This is a genomic window from Streptomyces sp. NBC_00568 (assembly GCF_026341855.1).
Classification (GTDB): domain Bacteria; phylum Actinomycetota; class Actinomycetes; order Streptomycetales; family Streptomycetaceae; genus Streptomyces.
The window spans coordinates 2042177-2061188 of the sequence record NZ_JAPENW010000001.1 but is presented as its reverse complement, the minus strand read 5'-3'; the positions used below and the strand labels follow the sequence as shown (position 1 = coordinate 2061188).

Below are 19012 nucleotides of genomic sequence, written 5' to 3'. Positions count from 1 at the left end.
CCGCCGTGTCCGCCCGGGTCACCAGGCGGTGCGGGAGGCCTTGCCCTCGGAGGGGAAGAGGATCCACAGCGCTATGTAGAGCACGAACTGCGGGCCGGGGAGCAGGCAGGACAGGACGAAGATGACGCGCATCGTGGTCGCGGAGGTGCCGAAGCGCCGTGCCAGCGCAGCACAGACTCCGCCGATCATGCGGCCGTTCGTGGGGCGGGCAAGGGCGGTCATGGTGGCTCCTTCGCGAACCGTCGTCGAGTGCCGGCCGGACCGGCTTCGTCGTTCTCATCGGTGCCTTCACCGATGTCTTCAACGCTACGAGGACGAAGCGGACGAAGCGTCGCTCTACGGAGCGATCCCGACCCTGGGAATCGTCGGGGTCCGACCCTGAGCGGGGTCCTCCCGAAGCACGGCGGCGCGATGCCTCGTCTCGGCCCTGCGACGGAGGGCGGCCCTGGCGGCGGGCACGATCGCGAGGTGCGCGAGGGCCACGCCGAAGGTGTTCAGGGTGATCGAGTCGATGTCCACGACCTGGCCCGGGACACCGGTCTGCAGCAGTTCTATGCCCAGCGAGAGCAGAGCGCCCGCGGTCATCGTCCGCAGGAGGGAGCCGAGGGGGGAGACGGTGAGCCTGCCACCCGCCATCGGGAGCAGGACGCCCAGCGGCGCGAGCAGGCCGAGGCCCGCGGCGAGGCGGCGGATCGCCGTCTCGGGGCCCAGCGCGAGGTCGGCTCTGATGCCCGCGAACGGCCGCACGTTGGCGGCGCTGACCCAGGGAACGTCCAGCGGTCGCAGCGTGATCCAGGCGACGAGCGCCAGGTATGCGACAAGGAGGACACCTCCTGCCACACGGACGCGGGTGACGGCGCTGCCGCCGTCTGAACCATGACGCTGCACGCCCCCCAAGACGCGGGGTCCGGCACGATCGGTTCCGTGGCGGGGTTTTTCGACCCCGCCGTGTCACGAACCCCCGACCGCCGTCGACCCCGGCGACTCGGTGCCGGGGGAGGCACGCACCTCGGGAGTGCACTCGTAGCTGCGCAGCGGGGCGGGGGCCGGACCGCCCAGGACGACGGTGCCGTCGTCGCGCGCGGCGGCCGAGTCGGAGAAGGTGCAGACGATCTGGGCGAGGGCCGCCGGGGTGAGGTCCTTCGGCGCGGTGCTCAGCCGGAGGGTGTCCTCGGGGTCCTGGCCGCGGGGCCCGCCGACGGTCATGCCGCCGCGTACGTCCGTCGTGTACCCGGCCTGCTGCTCGGGCGTCGACGGTGTCTCCGCGAGTTCGTCGAGCAGCGCCTGGGCCACCAGGACCCGCCGCGCCGCCTCGGCCGTACCGTCCGGGATGCGCACCGACCGGTCGAGGGTCACCAGCTGCGCCGAGCAGAGCAGGAACACCTGGACGGGCACTCCGCGCGAGGTCTGGGTGGAGATGTCGGGGCCGGACAGGGCGCAGGGCACCCGGGAGGGCGCCGGACCGAAGTCGGTCGGCACCTGCGTGGAGCGGATCCCGCACCCCGCGAGCAGCACGGCGAGCAACGGGACGGCCAGCCAGGGGCGCACCCCCGCCGGCCGCGAACGCCGGGACGCGCGGCGGGATCGCGGGAACACGCCCGTCCGCGGCCGGGCGGCCTCCGGGGTGCCGGTGGTCCGTGGGCGGACGGGCCGAGGGAAGGCGGTGGCCCGCGGAGGGGCGGTCTCCGGGGAACGGGCGGCCTGCGAGCAGCCGGTCTCCGGGGTGCCGGCGGTCCGCGGCCGGGCGGCCTCCGGGGTGCCGGTGGTCCGGGGGACGGTCTCCGGGGTGCCGGTGGGCCGGCGGTCGGTGGAGCGTGCGGTCGTCATCCGGCGGTGCCTTCCGTGCCGTTCCCGTGCGCGGAACCGTTACGGCCCTGCGGGTCGTCGGCGAGCAGTTCCGACGCGTCCTGGGGCAGGCGCAGGGTGAACACCGCCCCGCCCTTGGGCGCGTTCGCCGCGGTGATCTCGCCGCCGTGGATGTGCGCGTTCTCCAGGGCGATGGAGAGGCCGAGACCACTGCCCTCGGAACGCGGGCGGGACGCGCTGGCCTTGTAGAAACGGTCGAAGACGTGGGGCAGGACGTCCTCGGGGATGCCGGGGCCGTGGTCCTGCACCTCGATGACCAGTTCCTCGCCCTCCACGCGCACCGACACCCGGACCGGCGAACCGCCGTGCTTGAGCGCGTTGCCGATCAGGTTCGCGAGGATCACGTCGAGGCGGCGCGGGTCGAGCCGGGCCGTCATGCCGCGCTCGGCGTCCAGGTCGACGGCGTCCAGCCAGGCGCGCGCGTCGATGCACGCGGTGATCTGGTCGGCGATGTCCACGTCGTCGAGGATGAGCCGGGCGGTGCCCGCGTCGAAGCGGGTCACCTCCATCAGGTTCTCGACGAGATCGCCCAGGCGCCGGGTCTCGCTGACGACCAGCCGTACGGCCGGTTCGATCATCGGGTCGACGCTGCCGGTCTCCGCGTCCAGTTCCTCTTCGAGGATCTCGGTGACGGCGGTGATCGCGGTCAGCGGCGTACGGAGTTCGTGGGACATGTCGGCGACGAAGCGGCGGGACGCCTCGTCCCGTGCGCTCATGTCCGCGACCCGTTTCTCCAGGGACTCCGCCGTCCGGTTGAACGTCCGTGACAGATCGGCGAGTTCGTCCGTGCCGGAGACCCGTAGCCGGGTGTCCAGCTTGCCCTCGCCGAGCCGGCGGGCCGCGATGCCCAGCCGGTGGACCGGCTTGAGGACCGTGGTCGCGGCGGCCTGGGCGAGCAGCGCCGAGCCGATCAGCGCGAGCCCGGTCGCGATCCCCAGCGACCAGGCCAGCGAGTTGAGGTCCTTGGCCTCCGGCTCCAGGGACTTGAGCATGTAACCGGTCGTCGTGCCGTCGATCACCCGCGCGCCGCCCACGAGGTACGGCTTGTCGTGGTCGGTGATCCGCTGCCAGTACAAGTGGTACGCGGACTTGTTGTTCGAGGAGAGCGGCTGCTGCTTGTTCACCGCCTTCTGGAGGGACTTGGGCACGTCCTCCAGGGTGAAGGTGTCCAGCTCGGAGTTCCCGGCGATCGTCTTGCCGTTCACGTCCTCGGCGACCAGCAGCACACTGAAGCGCTGGCTGCTGTCCGCCATCTGCCGCGCCGTGCGCCGGAGTTCGTCCTGCGCCGGGTGAACCGGCAGCATGCTCGCGTGGTTGCGCATCTCCTGCTGGAAGTCACGCAGCACCGCGTCCTGCGTACGCGTCAGCACGGCCTCGCGGTTGAGCCAGTACGCGATGCCCGACGCCGAGACGGCTGCGGTCAGGGCGACGAGCCCGAACACCACGACCAGGCGCAGCCGCAGGCTGGTGAAGCGCAGACCGGACAGCAGTGCCTTGCGCGCCGCGGCCCAGCCGCGGAGCTTGTCCTGCGGTTTGGTCACTGAGGGTTGTCCAGCCGATAGCCGACGCCGCGCACGGTACGGATCAGGGTGGGAGAGGACGGCACGTCCTCCACCTTGGCGCGCAGCCGCTGCACACAGGCGTCGACCAGACGCGAGTCGCCAAGGTAGTCGTGTTCCCACACCAGACGCAGCAACTGCTGGCGGGACAGGGCCTGTCCGGGCCGGCGGCTCAGCTCCAGGAGCAACCGCAGCTCGGTGGGTGTCAGTTGCAGATCCTCGCCGTTCTTGGTGACCGTCATGGCGGCACGGTCGATGACCAGCGAACCGAACGACGCGGAGTCGTTCGCCTCCCGCTCGCCGCGGCGCAGCACGGCACGGATCCGGGCGTCGAGCACCCGGCCCTGCACCGGCTTGACGACATAGTCGTCGGCGCCGGACTCCAGTCCGACCACGACGTCGATGTCGTCGCTGCGCGCGGTCAGCAGAATGATCGGCAGCTGGTCGGTGCGCCGGATGCGCCGGCACACCTCGAATCCGTCGATGCCGGGCAGCATCACATCCAGCACGATCAGGTCCGGCCGCTGCTCGCGCAGCAGCTTCAGACCGTCCTCGCCGGTGGCAGCGGTGGCCACGCGGTGTCCCTGGCGCGTCAAAGAGAGCTCCAGGGCCGTGCGGATGGCGTCGTCGTCCTCGATCAGCAACAGGGAAGGCACGGTCGTCATTCTGGCCCATGTCATGGCCGTGTATCGACCGTTGGAGCGCTCCCACTCGTCTCCCGCGCGCAACGATGGCCCTCGCGGGCGGCCGGGAGGGCCCGAGTGGTCATCTGCGTAGTCGTACCGCTCTTCTCTGTGATCGCGCTGTGGCGCGCCTGGCGACGGGCCCTGTGACAGGTCTGTGACAGTCGGCGGACACGGCCATGAAGTGGCCCGGGCAAGCTTTTCGACACAAGGCAGGACGCACGACGGAACGAACCGAACAACCGGGACTCCACGACGGGGGGCGCGAGATGAACACGCTGCACAGCACCAGCACTAGCGCAGTAGTCACGCGGCTCCACGACGTCACCCGGGCGACGGAGAAGTCCGGAGCCGTGAGCGGGCGGGGGTGCGCTCGCGGCGCCGGGCGTCAGCACACCGTGTACATGACGGTGGTTGACGCTTTCACGGGGGAAAGCACCACGGCGCCGGCCGCCGTGGGTACGGCCGGGGGGAAGGCTCACGGGGGAGCCGCGTACGGGGAGGTCACGGGGGAGCGTCACTCCGAGGCGGGGGCAGGGGATGCCGAAGCGGCGTTCACCGCCTACGTCCAGGAGCGCCGCGCCTCCCTGTACGCAACCGCCTACCACCTGACCGGCGACCGCTTCGAGGCCGAGGACCTGCTGCAGAGCGCGCTGTTCTCGACGTACCGGGCGTGGGACCGGATCAGTGACAAGGCCGCGGTCGGCGGATACCTCCGCCGCACCATGACCAATCTGCACATCAGCGCGTGGCGCCGCCGCAAGCTGAACGAGTACCCGACCGAGGAACTGCCGGAGACGCCCGGTGACACGGACGCCATGCGCGGCACCGAGCTGCGCGCGGTCCTGTGGCAGGCGCTGGCCCGGCTGCCCGAACTCCAGCGGACGATGCTGGTCCTCCGTTACTACGAGGGCCGCACCGACCCGGAGATCGCGGAGATCCTCGACATCAGTGTCGGCACGGTGAAGTCCAGCATCTGGCGGTCGCTCCGCCGGATGCGCGAGGACGAGGTCCTCAGCTTCGGCCGTGACGAGGAGGAGTCCTTCGGGGAGCTTGTCGCCTGAAGGTCTGGGGGGAGCGGTAACAGGTAACACGGGGGAGTCGGTTCCGGGGGGAGCCGACGACGGGGGACTGCCGGTTCCGGGGGGAGCCGGCGGGAACGGGGTCACGGGGAAACGGGGTCACGGGGAACGCACCGTGCCACGGGGGACCACGGGGGAAAACGGAAGAAGGTCCAGGCGGACGGGGGTTCGCCTGGACCTCTTTTCGTTGCCCGTTCCCGGGTCAGCGCCTACGCGGCTGTCGCACGGGGGGACGTGTGGCGTCCGGCCGCCGCGGCCGTCAGCCGGCCGAGCGCCTCGTCCCTGTCGCAGGGGTGAGCGCCGAGCGCCGCTTGGCGGGCCACGATGGAGCGTTCGGCGCGCATCAGACGCCAGCCGCGACGCAGCAGGAAGAGGACCGACTTGCGGCCTTCCCTGAGATCCCGGAGGAAGCGCCGGCGGAACGTCGTCACCGGGCCGCGTGACAGGCACAGCGCGTCGGCCAGCAGACCCAGCTCCCGGCAGCGCCCGACGATCTCGGCGGCGAAGATGCCCTCCGCGATGAACAGCGGGGTCCGCTCGATGTGCAGCGCCTCCCTGCCGGTACGGGCGCTCAGCGAGATGTCGTACACGGGGACGGTCGTACGACCCGTGCGGCACAGCTCCTCGATCGCGGTGACCGCGGCGCTCATGTCCCAGGACAGCGGGTGGTCCCAGTCGATGTCCGCGCTGTCCTCCACCTGGGGCAGCGTCGGATCGGTGCCCTCCTTGTAGAAGTCGTCGAGGCGGAGCACGGGGAGGCCGGAGTCGGCCGCGAGAAGGGACTTCCCGGAGCCGGAGGGGCCGCAGAGCAGCACCACGCGGGTGGGTATCGGGGGATGGGAACCCAATTCTCTGTACCTTCTGTGACTCGACCTGGCCTCGCCGCCTGTCGGCAACCTCCCGGACATTATCCCTGTCCCGGGACCCCCGCTCCGGTCAGTGCGACGAGGCCTCCGTCACGATCCGGCGAACGGCCTCCGTCACGATCCGGCCGCGGGCTCCGTCACGAAACGGACCGACGCGTCCAGCTTCCGGGCCAGTGCCTGCGCCTCCTCGGCGGTGTCCGCGCCGACCGCGATGAGCGCCACGCGGTTGCCGACCGAGCGGTGCGGTTCGATGACGTCGCCCACGGAGACGCTCAGTTCGGAGTGGATCACGGAGGGGTGCGCGACGACCTCGTCCCAGCCCTCGATCGCGGTCAGACGCCCCGGGGGCGGGGTCAGGAAGCGGATCGCCGAGCCGCGCAGCGGCTTGAGGGCGCTCCTGTCGACGGGACGGCCCAGTGCGTCGTCGTAGACCAGGCCGAACCACTCGAGGCCGGGGATGACATGCGTGAGCATGCGGTGGATCCAGCCGCCGGCGTTGCGGATGTGTACCTCGCCGAGGACGACGCCGGTCGCGGTCCACCACAGCTCGACGTGGAACTGGCCGTAGCGCAGCTCCAGGGTGGTGAGGGCGGCGGAGACCTGCTGCTCGATCTCCTCGCGCTGCGCGTCCGGCACGATCGCCGGGATGACGTACTCGATCTCGAAGAAGTTCGGCGGCGGCAGCAGCTCCTTCGAGGTGAGGGCGAGGATGTGCGGCACCCCGTCGAGGAAGACACCCTCGGCGCTGTACTCGGGGCCCTCGATGAACTCCTCGACGATGAAGGCGGCCTTGTCCGGCAGGAAGTCGAGTGCGGCCGGAAGCTCGTCCGCGCCGTCGACGCGGGTCACGCCCTCGCTGCCCATCGCGTCGCGCGGTTTGACCACCCACGGCCCGGTGGACCGCGTGAGGAAGTCGGCCGCCTGGGCCTGGTCCGCGCAGACCCGGAACAGGGGCTGGCGGAAACCGGCGGCGGCTAGGGCCGCGCGGGCCTCGTCCTTGGTACGGATCCGGTGGACCGCCTCCGGCGGGTTGCCGGCGACGCCGAGCGCGTCGGCGACCTCGGCTACCGCTTCCTGCGCCATCTCCCGTACACCGAAGGCGATGTCGAACCTGTCCCCGGCCGCGACCCGCTCCCGGGCCCAGGCGGCACTGGCGCCGCGCTCCGCGAAGTCCACGGCGGACACCGCGTCGGCCTGCGCCGTGATGGTGGGGGTGGCGGCGAGGGTGGCTTCCTGGTTGGTGACATGGACGCGAAGGCCGCGCGCGCGTGCCTGGGTGAGGGCGTGCGTCACGACGTCCACGGCGAGGGTGGCGTCCCCAGCTCCGCCGACGAAGAGGAGTTGGGGGCTGGTCGGCTGGGCCATCTGTGCTCCTGTGGTGGTGAGTCGAGAAGGTCGGGGACGGCGTCAGGGCGTCAGCAGCAGCTTGCCGGTGGTGGCGCGGCTCTCCAGCAGGCGGTGCGCCTCGGCGGCCTCACCCAGCGGGAGGGACGCGTGGATGTGCGGCCGCAGGACGCCGTCGGCGACGTGTCCGAAGACGGCGCCGCCGGCGGCGCGCAGCGTCTCGGCGTCGTACACGTGGTCCTTCATGGTCGGCCGGGTCAGGAACAGTGACCCGCCGCCGCGCAGCAGTTCGATGTCCAGCGGGGGCACCGCGCCGCTGGACAGGCCGCAGATCGCGAGCGTGCCCCGGCGGGCGACGCTGCGCAGGCTGGTGAGGTAGGTGGCGGCGCCCACCGAGTCGTACACGGCCTGGGCGCCCTTCCCGTCGGTCAGTTCGCGGACGGCCTCGTCGAACGTGTCGTAGCCGAGGGTGTGCCGGGCGCCCGCCTCGCGGGCGATCCGCTCCTTCTCGGGGCTGGAGGTGACGGCGATGACCTCCGCTCCGCGGGCCGCGGCCAGCTGGACCAGGAGGCGGCCGAGGCCGCCCGCCGCAGCCAGCACCACCACGGTCTCGCCCTCGGCGACGGGGTGCGTCTGGTGGGTCAGGTAGTACGCGGCGATCCCCTGGAGGGTGACGGCGGCGGCGTCGGCCAGGTCGACGCCGTCGGGTACGGGGATCAGCTTGTCCTCGGGGACCACGGTGTACTCGGCGTACGCGCCCAGCTGAGTGGCGTACGCGACACGGGCACCGGGGGCGAACGCGGTCACTCCGGCGCCGACGGACTCGACGACTCCGGCACCTTCCTGGCCCGGGGTGAAGGGGGCCTCGGCGGGATAGCTGCCGTTGCGGTAGTAGACGTCGATGAAGTTGACACCGGCGGCCGTGTTGCGGACCAGGACCTGGCCGTTGCCGGGTACGGGAGACTCGACCTCCTCCGGGCGGAGTTCGGAGGCGTCGCCGGGCTTGGTCACGCGAATGGACTGCATGTTCTCTGCCAACTCCTGGATTGTGCGCGGGCGCTGTGAGGTGCTGTGGATGCTCAGGACGGGATGGTCGGGCTCTCGCCGAAGACGTTCAGGAAGTGGTTGATGTCCCGGGTCAGGCCCTTCACCATGTCGCCGATCCGCGTTCCGTCGTCCGACTCGAGGCCCTGTTCGTTGAGCTTGCGGGTGCGGGCCGAGAACGGCAGCGATCCACTGGCGAAATAGCGTATGGCGCCGTCGGCCGCGCGGCGGGGAATGACCTCGGAGCGGGCATAGCGGCTGGCGCTGAACGGGATGTCGAGTCGTCCCTCCTCGAAGGCGGTGGCGATGGACTTGTGGAGGTCGCCGGACGCGAGGACGGGTTCCACGATCTCGGCCACCTCCCGCAGGATCAACTCCCTCTCGTGTCCTATTCGTTCCTCGTCCAGCTGGATGAAGTCCAGGAGCGGGGAGTTGGCTCGGGAGGCGAGCAGCAGTCCGTCGATATTGGCGCGCGTGTCGGGGATTCCGTACGCCTCCAGATACGTCTTGGTGATCAGCTTGGTGGCGCCGCCGAGCCGTGCGACCAGGGCGCCGTACAGGATGAGGTCCTCGGCGTGGGCCCGCTCGCGCGGGAAGACACCCATGAACTCGTGCAGCACGGCGTGGACTTCGACGTCCTCCGGCAGATAGCGGGCGGCGAGTGCGGGGACCGCCCGCAGCGCGGCCACATCCTGCTCGAAGTGGCCGCCCTGCGGATACGCCACCGAGATGCACTTCACGCCCTCGCGGGCCGCCGCCACCGCCTCCAGGACACTGACGGCGAGGGAGATCGACGGCGGCACCAGCACGGCGGTCAGGGTGCCGAACAGCTCGCGGTCCACGACGAGTCCGCGCCGCGCGAGATCTCCGCACAGCGCGTCGACCTCCTGCCAGGCGGCCAGCGACTCGGTCAGCGGAACCGCCTTGGAGTAGGGCAGGTTGTAGGAGATCCCGCCGCCCTCGAACGAGGTGATACCGGACGCCACCGCCGTGCGGAAGAGCAGCCGCGCGTCGGGTGAGCCGTGCCGGACCTCCAGCGGTGCCCGCACGGCCTCGTTCAACTGGCGTCCCCTGAGCCACCCGTGGGTGACCAGGGGATAGCCGTTGAGGTCCGCGGGGTTGCGCAGCAGCGCCGCCCTGGCGTTGTCGAACCGTTTCAGCCGGGTGTGGGAGTCGATGGTGAGCGTGAGGATGTCCGGGGCGGCATGCCGCTCCAGGTCCTGCAGCAGGGTCGTCATCTGGGCGTGCGAGCCGACACCGCAGCGTGGTTGCAGCGCGACGCGTCCCTCGGCGCGTGCGGTGTGCAGCACTTCGGCCGCGGTCGGCTTTCCCAACTCCCTGACATAGGACAGGGATTCGCCCAGCGAGGGCAGCTCAGGCGGTTCGGACGGAGTGACGGGGTCGGTCATGAGGCGACGGTGTCGCGGGCCAGGGCGCGTTCGCGCAGTTCGTCCAGGGTGGCCGGCAGCAGCTCGGGGTCGGACAGGATGACATCGACCCCGAGCTGTCGCAGCCGCTCGATGTCGGCGCTCTCCTTGTTGCTGCCCACGGAGAGGTTGCCGCCGAGGATGACCGGGCAGTCCAGCCGGCCCTGGGCACGGGCCACGGGCAGTTCCTGGAGATCCTCGTACGCGTGCCCGTTGAGACTGCCGATGATCACGGCCTCGGCCTCGGGGTGCTCGGCATGGGCTTCGGTGAACTCGGCGACCGGGGTGCAGGTGCCGAGGTTGACGACATGGAAACCCCGGGCGCGCAGGGCGTGGGCGATCAGGTGGTTGGCCACGACGTGGCTGTCGCTGGCGGCCACGCCGAGGATGACGGTGCGGGTCTGCTCTGCCTGTGGTGCGTCTTCGTGCCGCATGGATAACCCCCGGTGGACTATGGGCGGATGGCGCAGTGACTAGTCGTCGAATGCCGCGAACAATTCCCGCTTGCTGACCTCACGCAGACGTTTTATGTCGAATTCCTCGGGGTCTGCTGCGGACAGGGAATCGAAGACCAGGTTGATCGCTGGGACAATTCCCCAGACCTGCTTGTACGGACCCCATCCCGGACTTCCCCTGTCGGCGTCCGCCTGCCGTTCGAAGATGTAGTTCGCCCATTTCGGGGTGGACGGATAACGGTGGTGGAAGTCGTGCACCACCGTGTCCCCGGTGAGCACCAGAAAGCGCGCCGGCGCGTGCACGAACAGCATGCGGGCTGTCCAGCCGGACCAGGCCGCCGCGCGTCTCAGAACCGGCAGATCCGGAGAAGGAGCCGGTTCGCCGATGAATATCGCGTTGGTGAGACTGCCGAAATATTCCTTGCCCCGGCGCACTTCGAGATGCGGCTCGGGGAAGGTGTGCTTCACACACAGCCGCAGGGTGTTGCTCACCTGGAACAGCGGAAGCAGCGGGACGAACCAGACGATGAGCAGCGCCGGCCAGGTGCCCGTCGCCACGGTGGCCGCCACCGCACCCCCGTACAGCGTGAGGCTGATCGCCTTCTCCGCCGGGGCGGAGTCGTGCCAGAACGAACGGGCACGCGCCACCGTGAAGTTGAGGTGGAACCACGGCGAGAACAGCTTGCCCAGGACCCGGCGCCACATCTGCCGGCGGGTCATCCCGGGGTGCAGGTTAAGGCTGACCAGGAACGCTTGCACCGTGGGGTCGCGGAGCGTCATGTGGTGGGCGGCGTGGTGATCGCTGACGTGCTCGCGGCTGTAGCGGGCGAAGTTCTGGATGATCAGCAGGCTCGAGGTGGCCCGGCCGATCACCGTGTCCAGGCGCCGGTTGCGGTACATGTTCCGGTGCGAGCACTGGTGGTAGATCATCATGCGCAGGTTGCGCATGCCGTGCAGGGTCACGGCCCAGCCCGGCAGCAGGAGCAGTAACCAGTAGGCGCCGAGGATCAGCGCGGTGCAGCTGATCCCGACGCCGACGGCCATGGAGAGGGCGGCCGTCGCGAGATGAAATCCGGGTGTCCACCAGGACAGGGATTTCTGCCCGGCGAGCGGTTTCCCGGTAAATAGGGTGAGTGGGTACTGGATGAACCGGGGCAGAGCGCGCATGGTTTCGCGAGGATCCAAGTAATCCGCAATGCCTTCGGTTCGGAAGCCACTGTCGATGGCTGCCATCGCACTCCTTGAGGTCAGGGAGTTTGTGAGTGCCTGATATCGGTTCGGGTGCGCCGATGATCCTGACAGGAACTCGCCGGTAAGGTCAACCTTTTTCAATCGTCAAATGAACGCGTTCATGACTGCGCCGGAGAACTGTGAATTCCACGTGAAATCACGCCGGGAGAGCAGGCGCCCGGCATTCCGAAGGGCATGCTGAAACGGCTCTTGGCCCGTCGATCCGTGGGCCCCCGCCGGACTCTTGTTCCCGGCGGTCCCGAACAGGTCTGTTCAGGACTCCGACGGGGGTGCCGTCTCGGCGCTGATCGTCTGTCGCTGCTCCGGCAGTTCGCGCCGGGTGCGCACCGGTGAGAGGAACACCGGGATGAAGGCCGTGGCCACGAACACCCCGCCCACCCACAGCGTGGCCTGTACGCCGATCAGCTCGCCCAGCACACCGGAGATCGCGGCGCCGATGGCGAGCGCCCCGGTGAGCAGGAACCTGAAGGTGGCGTTCATACGGCCGAGCAGCGAGTCGGCGGTCATCCGCTGACGCAGGCTGACGCCGAGCACGTTGTCCATGCCCACCTTGAACATGGCGAGGAACCAGCCGGCTCCGGCGATCACCAGCCACACCCCCCGGTCGACCAACGGCACCAGGAGCCCCGCGGGCGCCAGACACAGCCCGGCGATGCCGAGGGTCCGTCCGAAGCCCAGCCGGGCCGCGATCGGCCGGGCGCTGCGGGCGCCGATCAGCAGACCGACCCCGCCGGCCGCCCAGAACAGTCCCAACGCCCCGCCGGAGAGGCCCAGTTCACGCACGAACCAGATCGGCAGCATGGTGTTGATCACAGACGAGCCGAGGTTGCCGAGGGCCGCGGTGAGCGCGAGCGCCCGCAGTTCCCTGTTGCCCAGGACATGCCGCACCCCCTCCCCGATCTGTGTCCACAGCCGGGTGCGCGTCCCGGCGGGCGGTGCGGCCGGTGCCGGGGTGCGCCGCAGAAAGAGCAGGGTGAGACCGGAGGCCAGGTGGGTGCCGGCGCTGAAGAACACGGCCGCGGGCGCCGTGAGCAGCGAGACGAGCCCGCCGCCCGCGCTGCGCCCGCCCACGTTCCCGACGGCGATCAGTGTGTTGATGTCGGCGTTCGCCCGGACAAGGCTGTCCCGGGCGACCAGTTGGGGCAGCACGCTCTGCGAACCCACGTCGAAGAACACCGTGGCACAGCCGTTCAGCAGGACGACCGCGTACAGCTGGCCGAGGGTGAGGGAATCCAGCCAATATGCCACCGGCACGGTGAGTTGGAGCATGGCCCGGACCAGGTCGGCGACGATCAGCACGCGGCGGTGACTCAGCCGGTCCACCCAGGCCCCGGCCGGCAGGCCTATGACCAGGAAGGCGACCGTGCTCAGCGTGGCGAGCGCGCCGACCTGGCCGGGGCCGGCGTCCAGCGCGGTGACGGCGACGAGCGGGATGGCGACGTAGCTGATGTTCGCGCCGAGCTGGCTGAGGGCGGATGCGGTGAACAGGGTGCGGAAGTCGGGTATCCGCCAAGGAGAGTTGGGCTGCATGGTCCGTTCATCCGGTCGTCGTTCCGCGGGCGCCGTTGTACGGCGGCCTGTCGGGTGGGGAAGCCCCGGCCGGGGCGGGTCGGTGGACCCGTCGGCCGCGGGGACCTGCGTCGGGCGCAGGCTGTTACCGGTCTGCCGGCACCGCCGCGGCACGCGCGGCGAGGGAGAACGACGGGCGACAGAGCCGGTCGGCGAGAATGGCCGATTCCGGCGACATGCTGGCTGGAATGTTATCCGCTATTGACTCAATCACCGGTGTCTCTCCCCCTTGTCCACGCCTCGGGCATGGCCCGAGATGTCCAATTCTCCAGAATGTCGGTGGCTTCGGACAGGGCGGTCCGGAGCCATTTCATACGGCGTTCACACAGATTCGGCGGCCGGTGTCCCATACTGCCGGTGGCCGCACCGGCCGGTTATCGACCCTCGGCCGGATACGTCCGTCGGCAAGGATCAACGATATCCAGGCGGTTAGGCAAGTGGATGCGGCCGAAGAGTGTCGTGATTGCGGGATTGCGAACATCGGACGAACGGTGGTCCGTAACTCGTTGACACGGGCCAGGAGTTGAGTGATCGTCTAGGTGGAGCCGGGGGGTGCCAGACTCTCCCCTTGGCGCGTTTCAGCGTACGGGAGAAGTTGAAGGAGGCATTCCTCGTAAGGGGGCATCGATCCTCTTGCCGCGGTGTCATTCCTCTTGTGTGTGAACCACTCCTATCGCGTCGTGGCCGAATACCAGTCGGCTTAATTTGGCATGGAGATTTACCGAGCTACCCCCACAAGGGCCCTGCTCGTTCAGGGTCACCAACCCGGAAAAGCCAAGGTGAATAGCAAAGTGACCGCACGTACTGCGCTCTTGATCGGTGCCGCCGGCGGAATCCTCTCGGAGGTGGCCCGAGGGCTGGCGAAGGAGGGGCACCCGCTCGTCCTCTTCGACAGGAACGAGGAGACCGTCTCCCGTCTCGCGGACGAACTCGCCGAGCTGACAAAGGTCGAGTTCGTCGTCGGCGACATCACCGACATCTCCGCCGCCGAGCGGCAGCTGGCCGATATCGTCGAGCGGCACGCGCCCTCCGTTCTGGTCAACGGGGTCGGCGGAGACACCCGGGTCATCGGGTACGCGGACCTCACCCGCGAGCACTTCGAGCAGACCCATCTGGAGAACGTGATCAGCACCTGGATCGCGGTCAAGGTCTGTGCGCCGCGGATGGTCGAGGACGGCTACGGCCGCATCGTCAACTTTGCCTCCGCAGGTGGGCGCACTTACAGCCACTTCAACAACGCCGCGTACGTCGGCGCGAAGGCGGCTGTCATCGGCATGACCAAGCAACTGGGACACGAACTGGCCGGCACCGGGGTGGTGGCCAATGTCGTCGCCCACGGACCCATCGCGACCGCCCGGGTCGCGGGCGCCTTCGAGCGCCGCGACGAGGCGGCGAAGACGGCGGTGCTCGCCGCACTGCCGATGGGCCGCTACGGCACGGTCGCCGAGGCCGTCGGCAGTGTGCTGCACCTGTGTTCCGAGAGCGCCGGCTACTCCACGGGCTCCGTCATCGACATCAACGGCGGCCTCTACATGTGATCCACGATCGACCCGCCGCGTGGTTCCGAGAGGCCGTGCGGCCCCTTCGTGATGGGCGCGATTCACCGAGGCCCGCCCCCGGCAAACGGTTTTCGGACAGCGCGCGCCGAAGTGCCGGGAAGACACAGTACAAGGAGCTTGGTATGACGAAGTTCGTCGTCGAATTCGAGTACAACGTCGACCGGGCGGGCCGCCAGGGCCTGCACCCGGCGCACGCCGAGAATCTCTACCGGCTCGCCGACAGCGGCGTACTGCTGCTCGGTGGACCCCTCGTCGGCGAGAACGCGGGAATTCTTCTCTACGAGGCGGAGAACCGCGCTGAACTCCAGCGAATTCTGGACGAGGAGCCCTATGTCACGGGCGGAGTCGTCGCAAGCATCCGGATCCGGGAATGGAGTCCGGGGAAGGGGAGTTGGGTGGCCGCGCTGAACGGACGCACCCCGGAACTCTCCGGCACCGGAACCGGCACCGGAACCGGTATCGGAACCGGCACCGGAACCGGTATCGGAACCGGCACCGGAACCGGTATCGGAACCGGTACGGGCACGGAAAGGGCCAGCTGACATGCCTTCGTTCGACCAGGCGGATCTGCACGCGGGCATTGCAGATCCCGAGATGGATTCCATGCGGATCCTCAGCGAGACGGCGCTGCGGTTCCCCGACGCGCTGTCCTTCTCGTCGGGAGCTCCCTACGACGGGAACCACGACCTTTCCGTACTCACCTTCTACATAGACCGCTACATCAAGCATCTGCGTGACCGGGGCGTCCCCGAACAACGCATCACCCGGCTCCTTTTCCAGTACGGACCCGTCAACGGCCTCATCCAGGACGAGGTCGCCCTGATGCTGAAGCGGGACGAGGGGATCGACGTCCCGGCCGAGGCCATCATGATCACGCACGGGTTCCAGGAGGCCGCGCTGATCGCCCTGCGCGGTCTGTTCGCCTCGCCCGACGACGTGCTCCTCGCGGTCTCGCCCGCCTACGTCGGCATCCGCGGCGCGGCCCGCATGCTCGACATCCCCGTACGGGGAATCCTGGAGGGCCCGGACGGACTCGACCCGCAGGCCGTGGCGGAGGCGGCACGCGCGGTACGGGCCGAGGGCGGGCGCGCCGCCGCGCTGTACCTGGTGCCGGACTTCAACAACCCCTCCGGGACGGTGCTGCCCCGTGCGGCCCGCGAGCGGCTTCTCGAAGTCGCCGCCGAGGAGGACTTCGTGATCCTGGAGGACAACCCGTACGGGCTGTTCGCCCGCGACGGCGAGTCCCAGCCCACCCTGAAGGCCCTGGACACCGAGGGCCGGGTCGTCTACCTCGGCTCGTTCGCCAAGTCCGCCTTCCCCGGCGCCCGTCTCGGCTATCTGGTCGCCGAGCAGGACGTCACCGACGCCTCGGGCACCGTCCGCACGCTCGCCCAGACCCTCTCCAAGGCCAAGGCGATGTTCACGGTCGGCTCCTCCACCCTCTCCCAGGCGGTGATCGGCGGCTATCTCGTCGAGCACGACCATGATCTGCGGTCCGCCACCCGGGAGTTGGCCGCCGTGTACCAGGAGCGCCTGGAAGCGACGCTGACCGCGCTCGGCGAGCACTTCCCCGCGGGCGCGGACCACGGCATCAGCTGGAACACCCCGCGCGGCGGGTTCTTCCTCACCCTGAAGGTTCCCTTCACCGCCGACCTCGCCGCGATGGAGCGGTCCGCGCGGGAGTACGGGGTGAGCTGGGCGCCGATGAGCATGTTCTACCTCGAAGGCGGCGGCGACCGGGAGATCCGGCTCGGCTTCAGCAACCTGGCCCCCACGGCGATCCGCGAGGGCATCGCGCGCCTCGCCCGCTTCATCGAGGCGACCACCCGAGACCTATCCGAAGCATCCGAAGGACGGGCATGAGCACCCCCACACCCGCCGCCGTCGTCGTCGACGGCTACTCGGCCGGAAACTTCTACCCCGCCGCCTTCACCGCGGCCGGCGCCCGCGTCATCCATGTGCAGAGCACCCCGGAACTGATCCCCACGATGCTGGCCCCCGACCTCACGGCCTACGCGGAGAACATCATCGCCTCCGACGAGGCCGAACTCGTCGAACTGCTGCGCCCCTACGACCCCGTCGCCGTCATCCCCGGCCAGGAGTCCGCCGTCGAACTCGCGGACCGGCTCAGCGAGGCGCTCGGCGTGAAGTCCAACGGGACCGCGCTGTCGACGGCCCGCCGCGACAAGTACGAGATGATCGAGGCGCTGCGCCGTGCCGGGGTGCGCTGTGCCGACCAGTTCAAGAGCGACGACGCCGCCGCGGTCGTCAAGTGGGCCGAGGACCGGGCGAGTTGGCCGGTCGTCGTCAAGCCGCTGAGTTCGGCCGCCTCGGACGGCGTGTTCATCTGCGAGGCCGCGGACCAGGTGCGCGACGCGGCCGAGCACGTGCTCTCCGCCCGGGACATCTTCGGGCGGGCCAACACGGAGGCGCTCGTACAGGAGTACCTCGAGGGCACCGAGTACGTCGTCGACACGGTCAGCAGCGACGGACACCGGTTCGCGAGCGGCGTGTGGAAGTACGAGAAGACGCTCCTGCCGTCGGGCCAGAACATCTACAACCGGGACATCCTGCTCGCCCCGGACGAGGAGCCCGTGCCGGCGCTGATCTCCTACGTGCACGAGGTGCTCGACGCCCTCGCGGTGTCGTGGGGGCCGGCGCACGCCGAGGTGATCGTCACCGACCGGGGCCCGGTCCTGGTGGAGATAGCCACCCGGCTCAACGGACAGACGAACCCCGGGTTCCAGGAGCTGTGCCTCGGTCACGACCAGGCGGGGCTGACCGCGCGGGCGTACACGGATCCGGACGGCTTCGCCCGCACGCACGGCGGGCGCGTCTACCGCAAGCTGCGGTCCGCGTACAGCTACAACACTCCGACGACGCTCGACGGGATCGTGGCGGCGGTGGACGAGGAGGCCGTCGCGGCGATCAACGCGCTGCCGAGTGTCTTCCTCACGAGCGTGAAGTACCGGCCGGGGGCCCGGATCCGGCCGACCACCGATCTGCTGACGGCGGCCCTGCGGATCTATCTGACCTCCGACGACGACGAGACTCTCGTCGCCGACTACGAGGTGGCGCGCCGGCTCAAGGACGGGGTGTACCGGCTGGAGGAGCCCGTGCGCTGAAGACAGTCCTGAGCACCGCACTCCCTTTCGCCTGAACCATCTCGCTGGAGGAAACCCCGTGCACAGCCGTATTGGCCTCTTTCTCTCGCCCGTTCACGAGACGGGCCAGGACCCGCATCTGGCGATCCACCGGAATCTCGAACTCGTGGAGCACGCGGACCGTCTCAACTTCGACGAGGCGTGGTTCGGGGAACACCACACGCTGGGGTGGGGACTGGTCGGCGCGCCGGAGACGTTGATCGCCGCGGCGTCCCAGCGGACCCGGCAGATCCGGCTCGCGAACGGTGTGGTGCCGCTCTCCGGGCACCACCCCTTCCACGTGGCGAGCCGGGCGGTCCATCTGGACCACCTCAGCCGGGGCCGGTACATCCTGGGCGTCGGCCCCGGTGTGCCGTTCGAGGCCGGGGTGTTCGGGCTGGACGCGAAGGAGCAGCGCAAGCGGCTGGACGAGGCGCTGCCGACCGTCCTCGAACTGGTCAACGGGGAGGAGCGGGTCACCCAGAAGACCGACTGGTACGAACTCAGGGACGCCAAGCTCCAGTTGCCGCGCTTCGGGCCCGGCCCGATCGAGGTCGCCGTGGCCACCTCCGGTACCTCGGTGACCAGCCCCCGGCTGATCGGGCGGCACGGGCTGAGCATGACGTCGTTCGCGCTGCCCTTCGCCCTGCTCACCCCGGGCACCCAGGAGCACATCGGCCTGGCCCAGCAGTGGAAGCACGCGGAGGAGGCGGCCGCCGAGTACGGGCAGACCATCAGCCGCGACGCCTGGCGCATCGCACTCCCGGTCCATGTCGCCGAGACCGGCGCGCAGGCCTTCGCCGAGGTCCGCGACGGCTACGACCGCTGGCTGTTCGAGTACTTCAAGAAGGCGGCGGGCCGTGACGTCCTGGCGCCCGGAGCGTCCCGGGACCGTGCGCTGGAGGCCCGGGTGGAGGCCGGTGGCGCGCTCGTCGGCTCGGTCGACGAGGTGGTCTCCGGCATCCGCCGCCTCCAGGAGGCGACCGGCGGCTTCGGCACGCTTCTGGTGTACGTCGCCGACTGGACCTCCTACGAGAACACCAACCGCAGCCTGGAACTGCTCGCCCGCCACGTCGCGCCGAGGATCAACGGTTCCGCCGCCCGCCCGCAGGAGGCCGTCGACTGGGCGATCGCCGCCCGGGGCCGGTAGCACCCGCGCGGGAC

At 69.8% G+C, this 19012-nt stretch carries 18 protein-coding genes; 6 read left to right on the top strand and 12 right to left on the bottom strand.

The features are described from left to right. Nucleotides 1-18 precede the first annotated feature (18 nt). The 5 genes from OOK38_RS08790 to afsQ1 form a co-directional block, all read right to left on the bottom strand. On the bottom strand, nt 19-222 hold the full coding sequence (locus OOK38_RS08790; protein WP_266762038.1) for a PspC domain-containing protein: 204 nt from the start codon (nt 220-222) through the stop codon (nt 19-21). Nucleotides 223-336: 114 nt separating this feature from the next. Next, complete coding sequence (locus OOK38_RS08785) at nt 337-888, bottom strand: VanZ family protein (RefSeq protein WP_266762040.1); 552 nt, start codon at nt 886-888, stop codon at nt 337-339. A gap of 63 nt (nt 889-951) precedes the next feature. Further along, nucleotides 952-1548, bottom strand: a complete 597-nt coding sequence (locus tag OOK38_RS08780; RefSeq protein WP_266765826.1) for a hypothetical protein — start codon at nt 1546-1548, stop codon at nt 952-954. Nucleotides 1549-1823: 275 nt separating this feature from the next. Further along, nucleotides 1824-3407, bottom strand: coding sequence for a HAMP domain-containing sensor histidine kinase (locus tag OOK38_RS08775; protein ID WP_266762042.1), 1584 nt, complete (start codon nt 3405-3407; stop codon nt 1824-1826). Next, nucleotides 3404-4081: a two-component system response regulator AfsQ1 gene (gene afsQ1 / locus OOK38_RS08770; protein ID WP_037625670.1), complete on the bottom strand. Its 678-nt coding sequence runs from the start codon at nt 4079-4081 to the stop codon at nt 3404-3406. The genes OOK38_RS08775 and afsQ1 overlap by 4 nt, the downstream gene beginning before the upstream one ends. A 296-nt stretch (nt 4082-4377) precedes the next feature. Here afsQ1 and OOK38_RS08765 point away from each other — a divergent pair, with 296 nt between their 5' ends. Beyond that, nucleotides 4378-5172, top strand: a complete 795-nt coding sequence (locus tag OOK38_RS08765; RefSeq protein WP_266762044.1) for a SigE family RNA polymerase sigma factor — start codon at nt 4378-4380, stop codon at nt 5170-5172. A gap of 227 nt (nt 5173-5399) precedes the next feature. Here OOK38_RS08765 and OOK38_RS08760 read toward each other — a convergent pair whose 3' ends face one another. The 7 genes from OOK38_RS08760 to OOK38_RS08730 all read right to left on the bottom strand — a co-directional run bounded on the left by OOK38_RS08760 (nt 5400) and on the right by OOK38_RS08730 (nt 13107). Next, the gene (locus OOK38_RS08760; protein ID WP_266762046.1) at nt 5400-6038 is read right to left on the bottom strand and encodes a uridine kinase; all 639 of its coding nucleotides are present in this window, start codon (nt 6036-6038) and stop codon (nt 5400-5402) included. A gap of 132 nt (nt 6039-6170) precedes the next feature. After that, nucleotides 6171-7421: an ATP-grasp domain-containing protein gene (locus OOK38_RS08755; protein ID WP_266762048.1), complete on the bottom strand. Its 1251-nt coding sequence runs from the start codon at nt 7419-7421 to the stop codon at nt 6171-6173. 42 nt (nt 7422-7463) lie between these two features. Further along, nucleotides 7464-8426 (bottom strand): quinone oxidoreductase, encoded by a 963-nt coding sequence (locus tag OOK38_RS08750; RefSeq protein WP_266762050.1) that lies wholly within the window; start codon nt 8424-8426, stop codon nt 7464-7466. A gap of 53 nt (nt 8427-8479) precedes the next feature. Beyond that, on the bottom strand, nt 8480-9853 hold the full coding sequence (locus OOK38_RS08745; RefSeq protein WP_266762052.1) for a methylaspartate mutase: 1374 nt from the start codon (nt 9851-9853) through the stop codon (nt 8480-8482). Next, nucleotides 9850-10305 carry a cobalamin-dependent protein gene (locus tag OOK38_RS08740; RefSeq protein WP_266762054.1) on the bottom strand — a complete coding sequence of 152 codons (456 nt, stop codon included), beginning with the start codon at nt 10303-10305 and terminating at the stop codon, nt 9850-9852. The genes OOK38_RS08745 and OOK38_RS08740 overlap by 4 nt, the downstream gene beginning before the upstream one ends. Nucleotides 10306-10344: 39 nt before the next feature. Then, the gene (locus OOK38_RS08735) at nt 10345-11559 is read right to left on the bottom strand and encodes a fatty acid desaturase (RefSeq protein WP_266848306.1); all 1215 of its coding nucleotides are present in this window, start codon (nt 11557-11559) and stop codon (nt 10345-10347) included. A gap of 270 nt (nt 11560-11829) precedes the next feature. Further along, nucleotides 11830-13107: an MFS transporter gene (locus OOK38_RS08730; RefSeq protein WP_266762058.1), complete on the bottom strand. Its 1278-nt coding sequence runs from the start codon at nt 13105-13107 to the stop codon at nt 11830-11832. Nucleotides 13108-13937: 830 nt separating this feature from the next. On the opposite strand from OOK38_RS08730, the gene OOK38_RS08725 reads away from it, so the two are divergent. From OOK38_RS08725 to OOK38_RS08705, 5 genes are all read left to right on the top strand, one after another. Next, nucleotides 13938-14684, top strand: a complete 747-nt coding sequence (locus OOK38_RS08725; RefSeq protein WP_266762060.1) for an SDR family NAD(P)-dependent oxidoreductase — start codon at nt 13938-13940, stop codon at nt 14682-14684. 143 nt (nt 14685-14827) lie between these two features. Next, nucleotides 14828-15247 carry a YciI family protein gene (locus tag OOK38_RS08720; protein WP_266762062.1) on the top strand — a complete coding sequence of 140 codons (420 nt, stop codon included), beginning with the start codon at nt 14828-14830 and terminating at the stop codon, nt 15245-15247. A 1-nt stretch (nt 15248) separates the two neighbouring features. Next, entirely contained in the window at nt 15249-16568 is a 1320-nt protein-coding gene (locus OOK38_RS08715; RefSeq protein ID WP_266762064.1) for a PLP-dependent aminotransferase family protein, read from the top strand. Continuing rightward, nucleotides 16565-17830 (top strand): ATP-grasp domain-containing protein, encoded by a 1266-nt coding sequence (locus OOK38_RS08710; protein ID WP_266762066.1) that lies wholly within the window; start codon nt 16565-16567, stop codon nt 17828-17830. The genes OOK38_RS08715 and OOK38_RS08710 overlap by 4 nt, the downstream gene beginning before the upstream one ends. Before the next feature lie 58 nt (nt 17831-17888). After that, nucleotides 17889-18998, top strand: coding sequence for an LLM class flavin-dependent oxidoreductase (locus OOK38_RS08705; protein ID WP_266762068.1), 1110 nt, complete (start codon nt 17889-17891; stop codon nt 18996-18998). Nucleotides 18999-19012 lie beyond the last annotated feature (14 nt).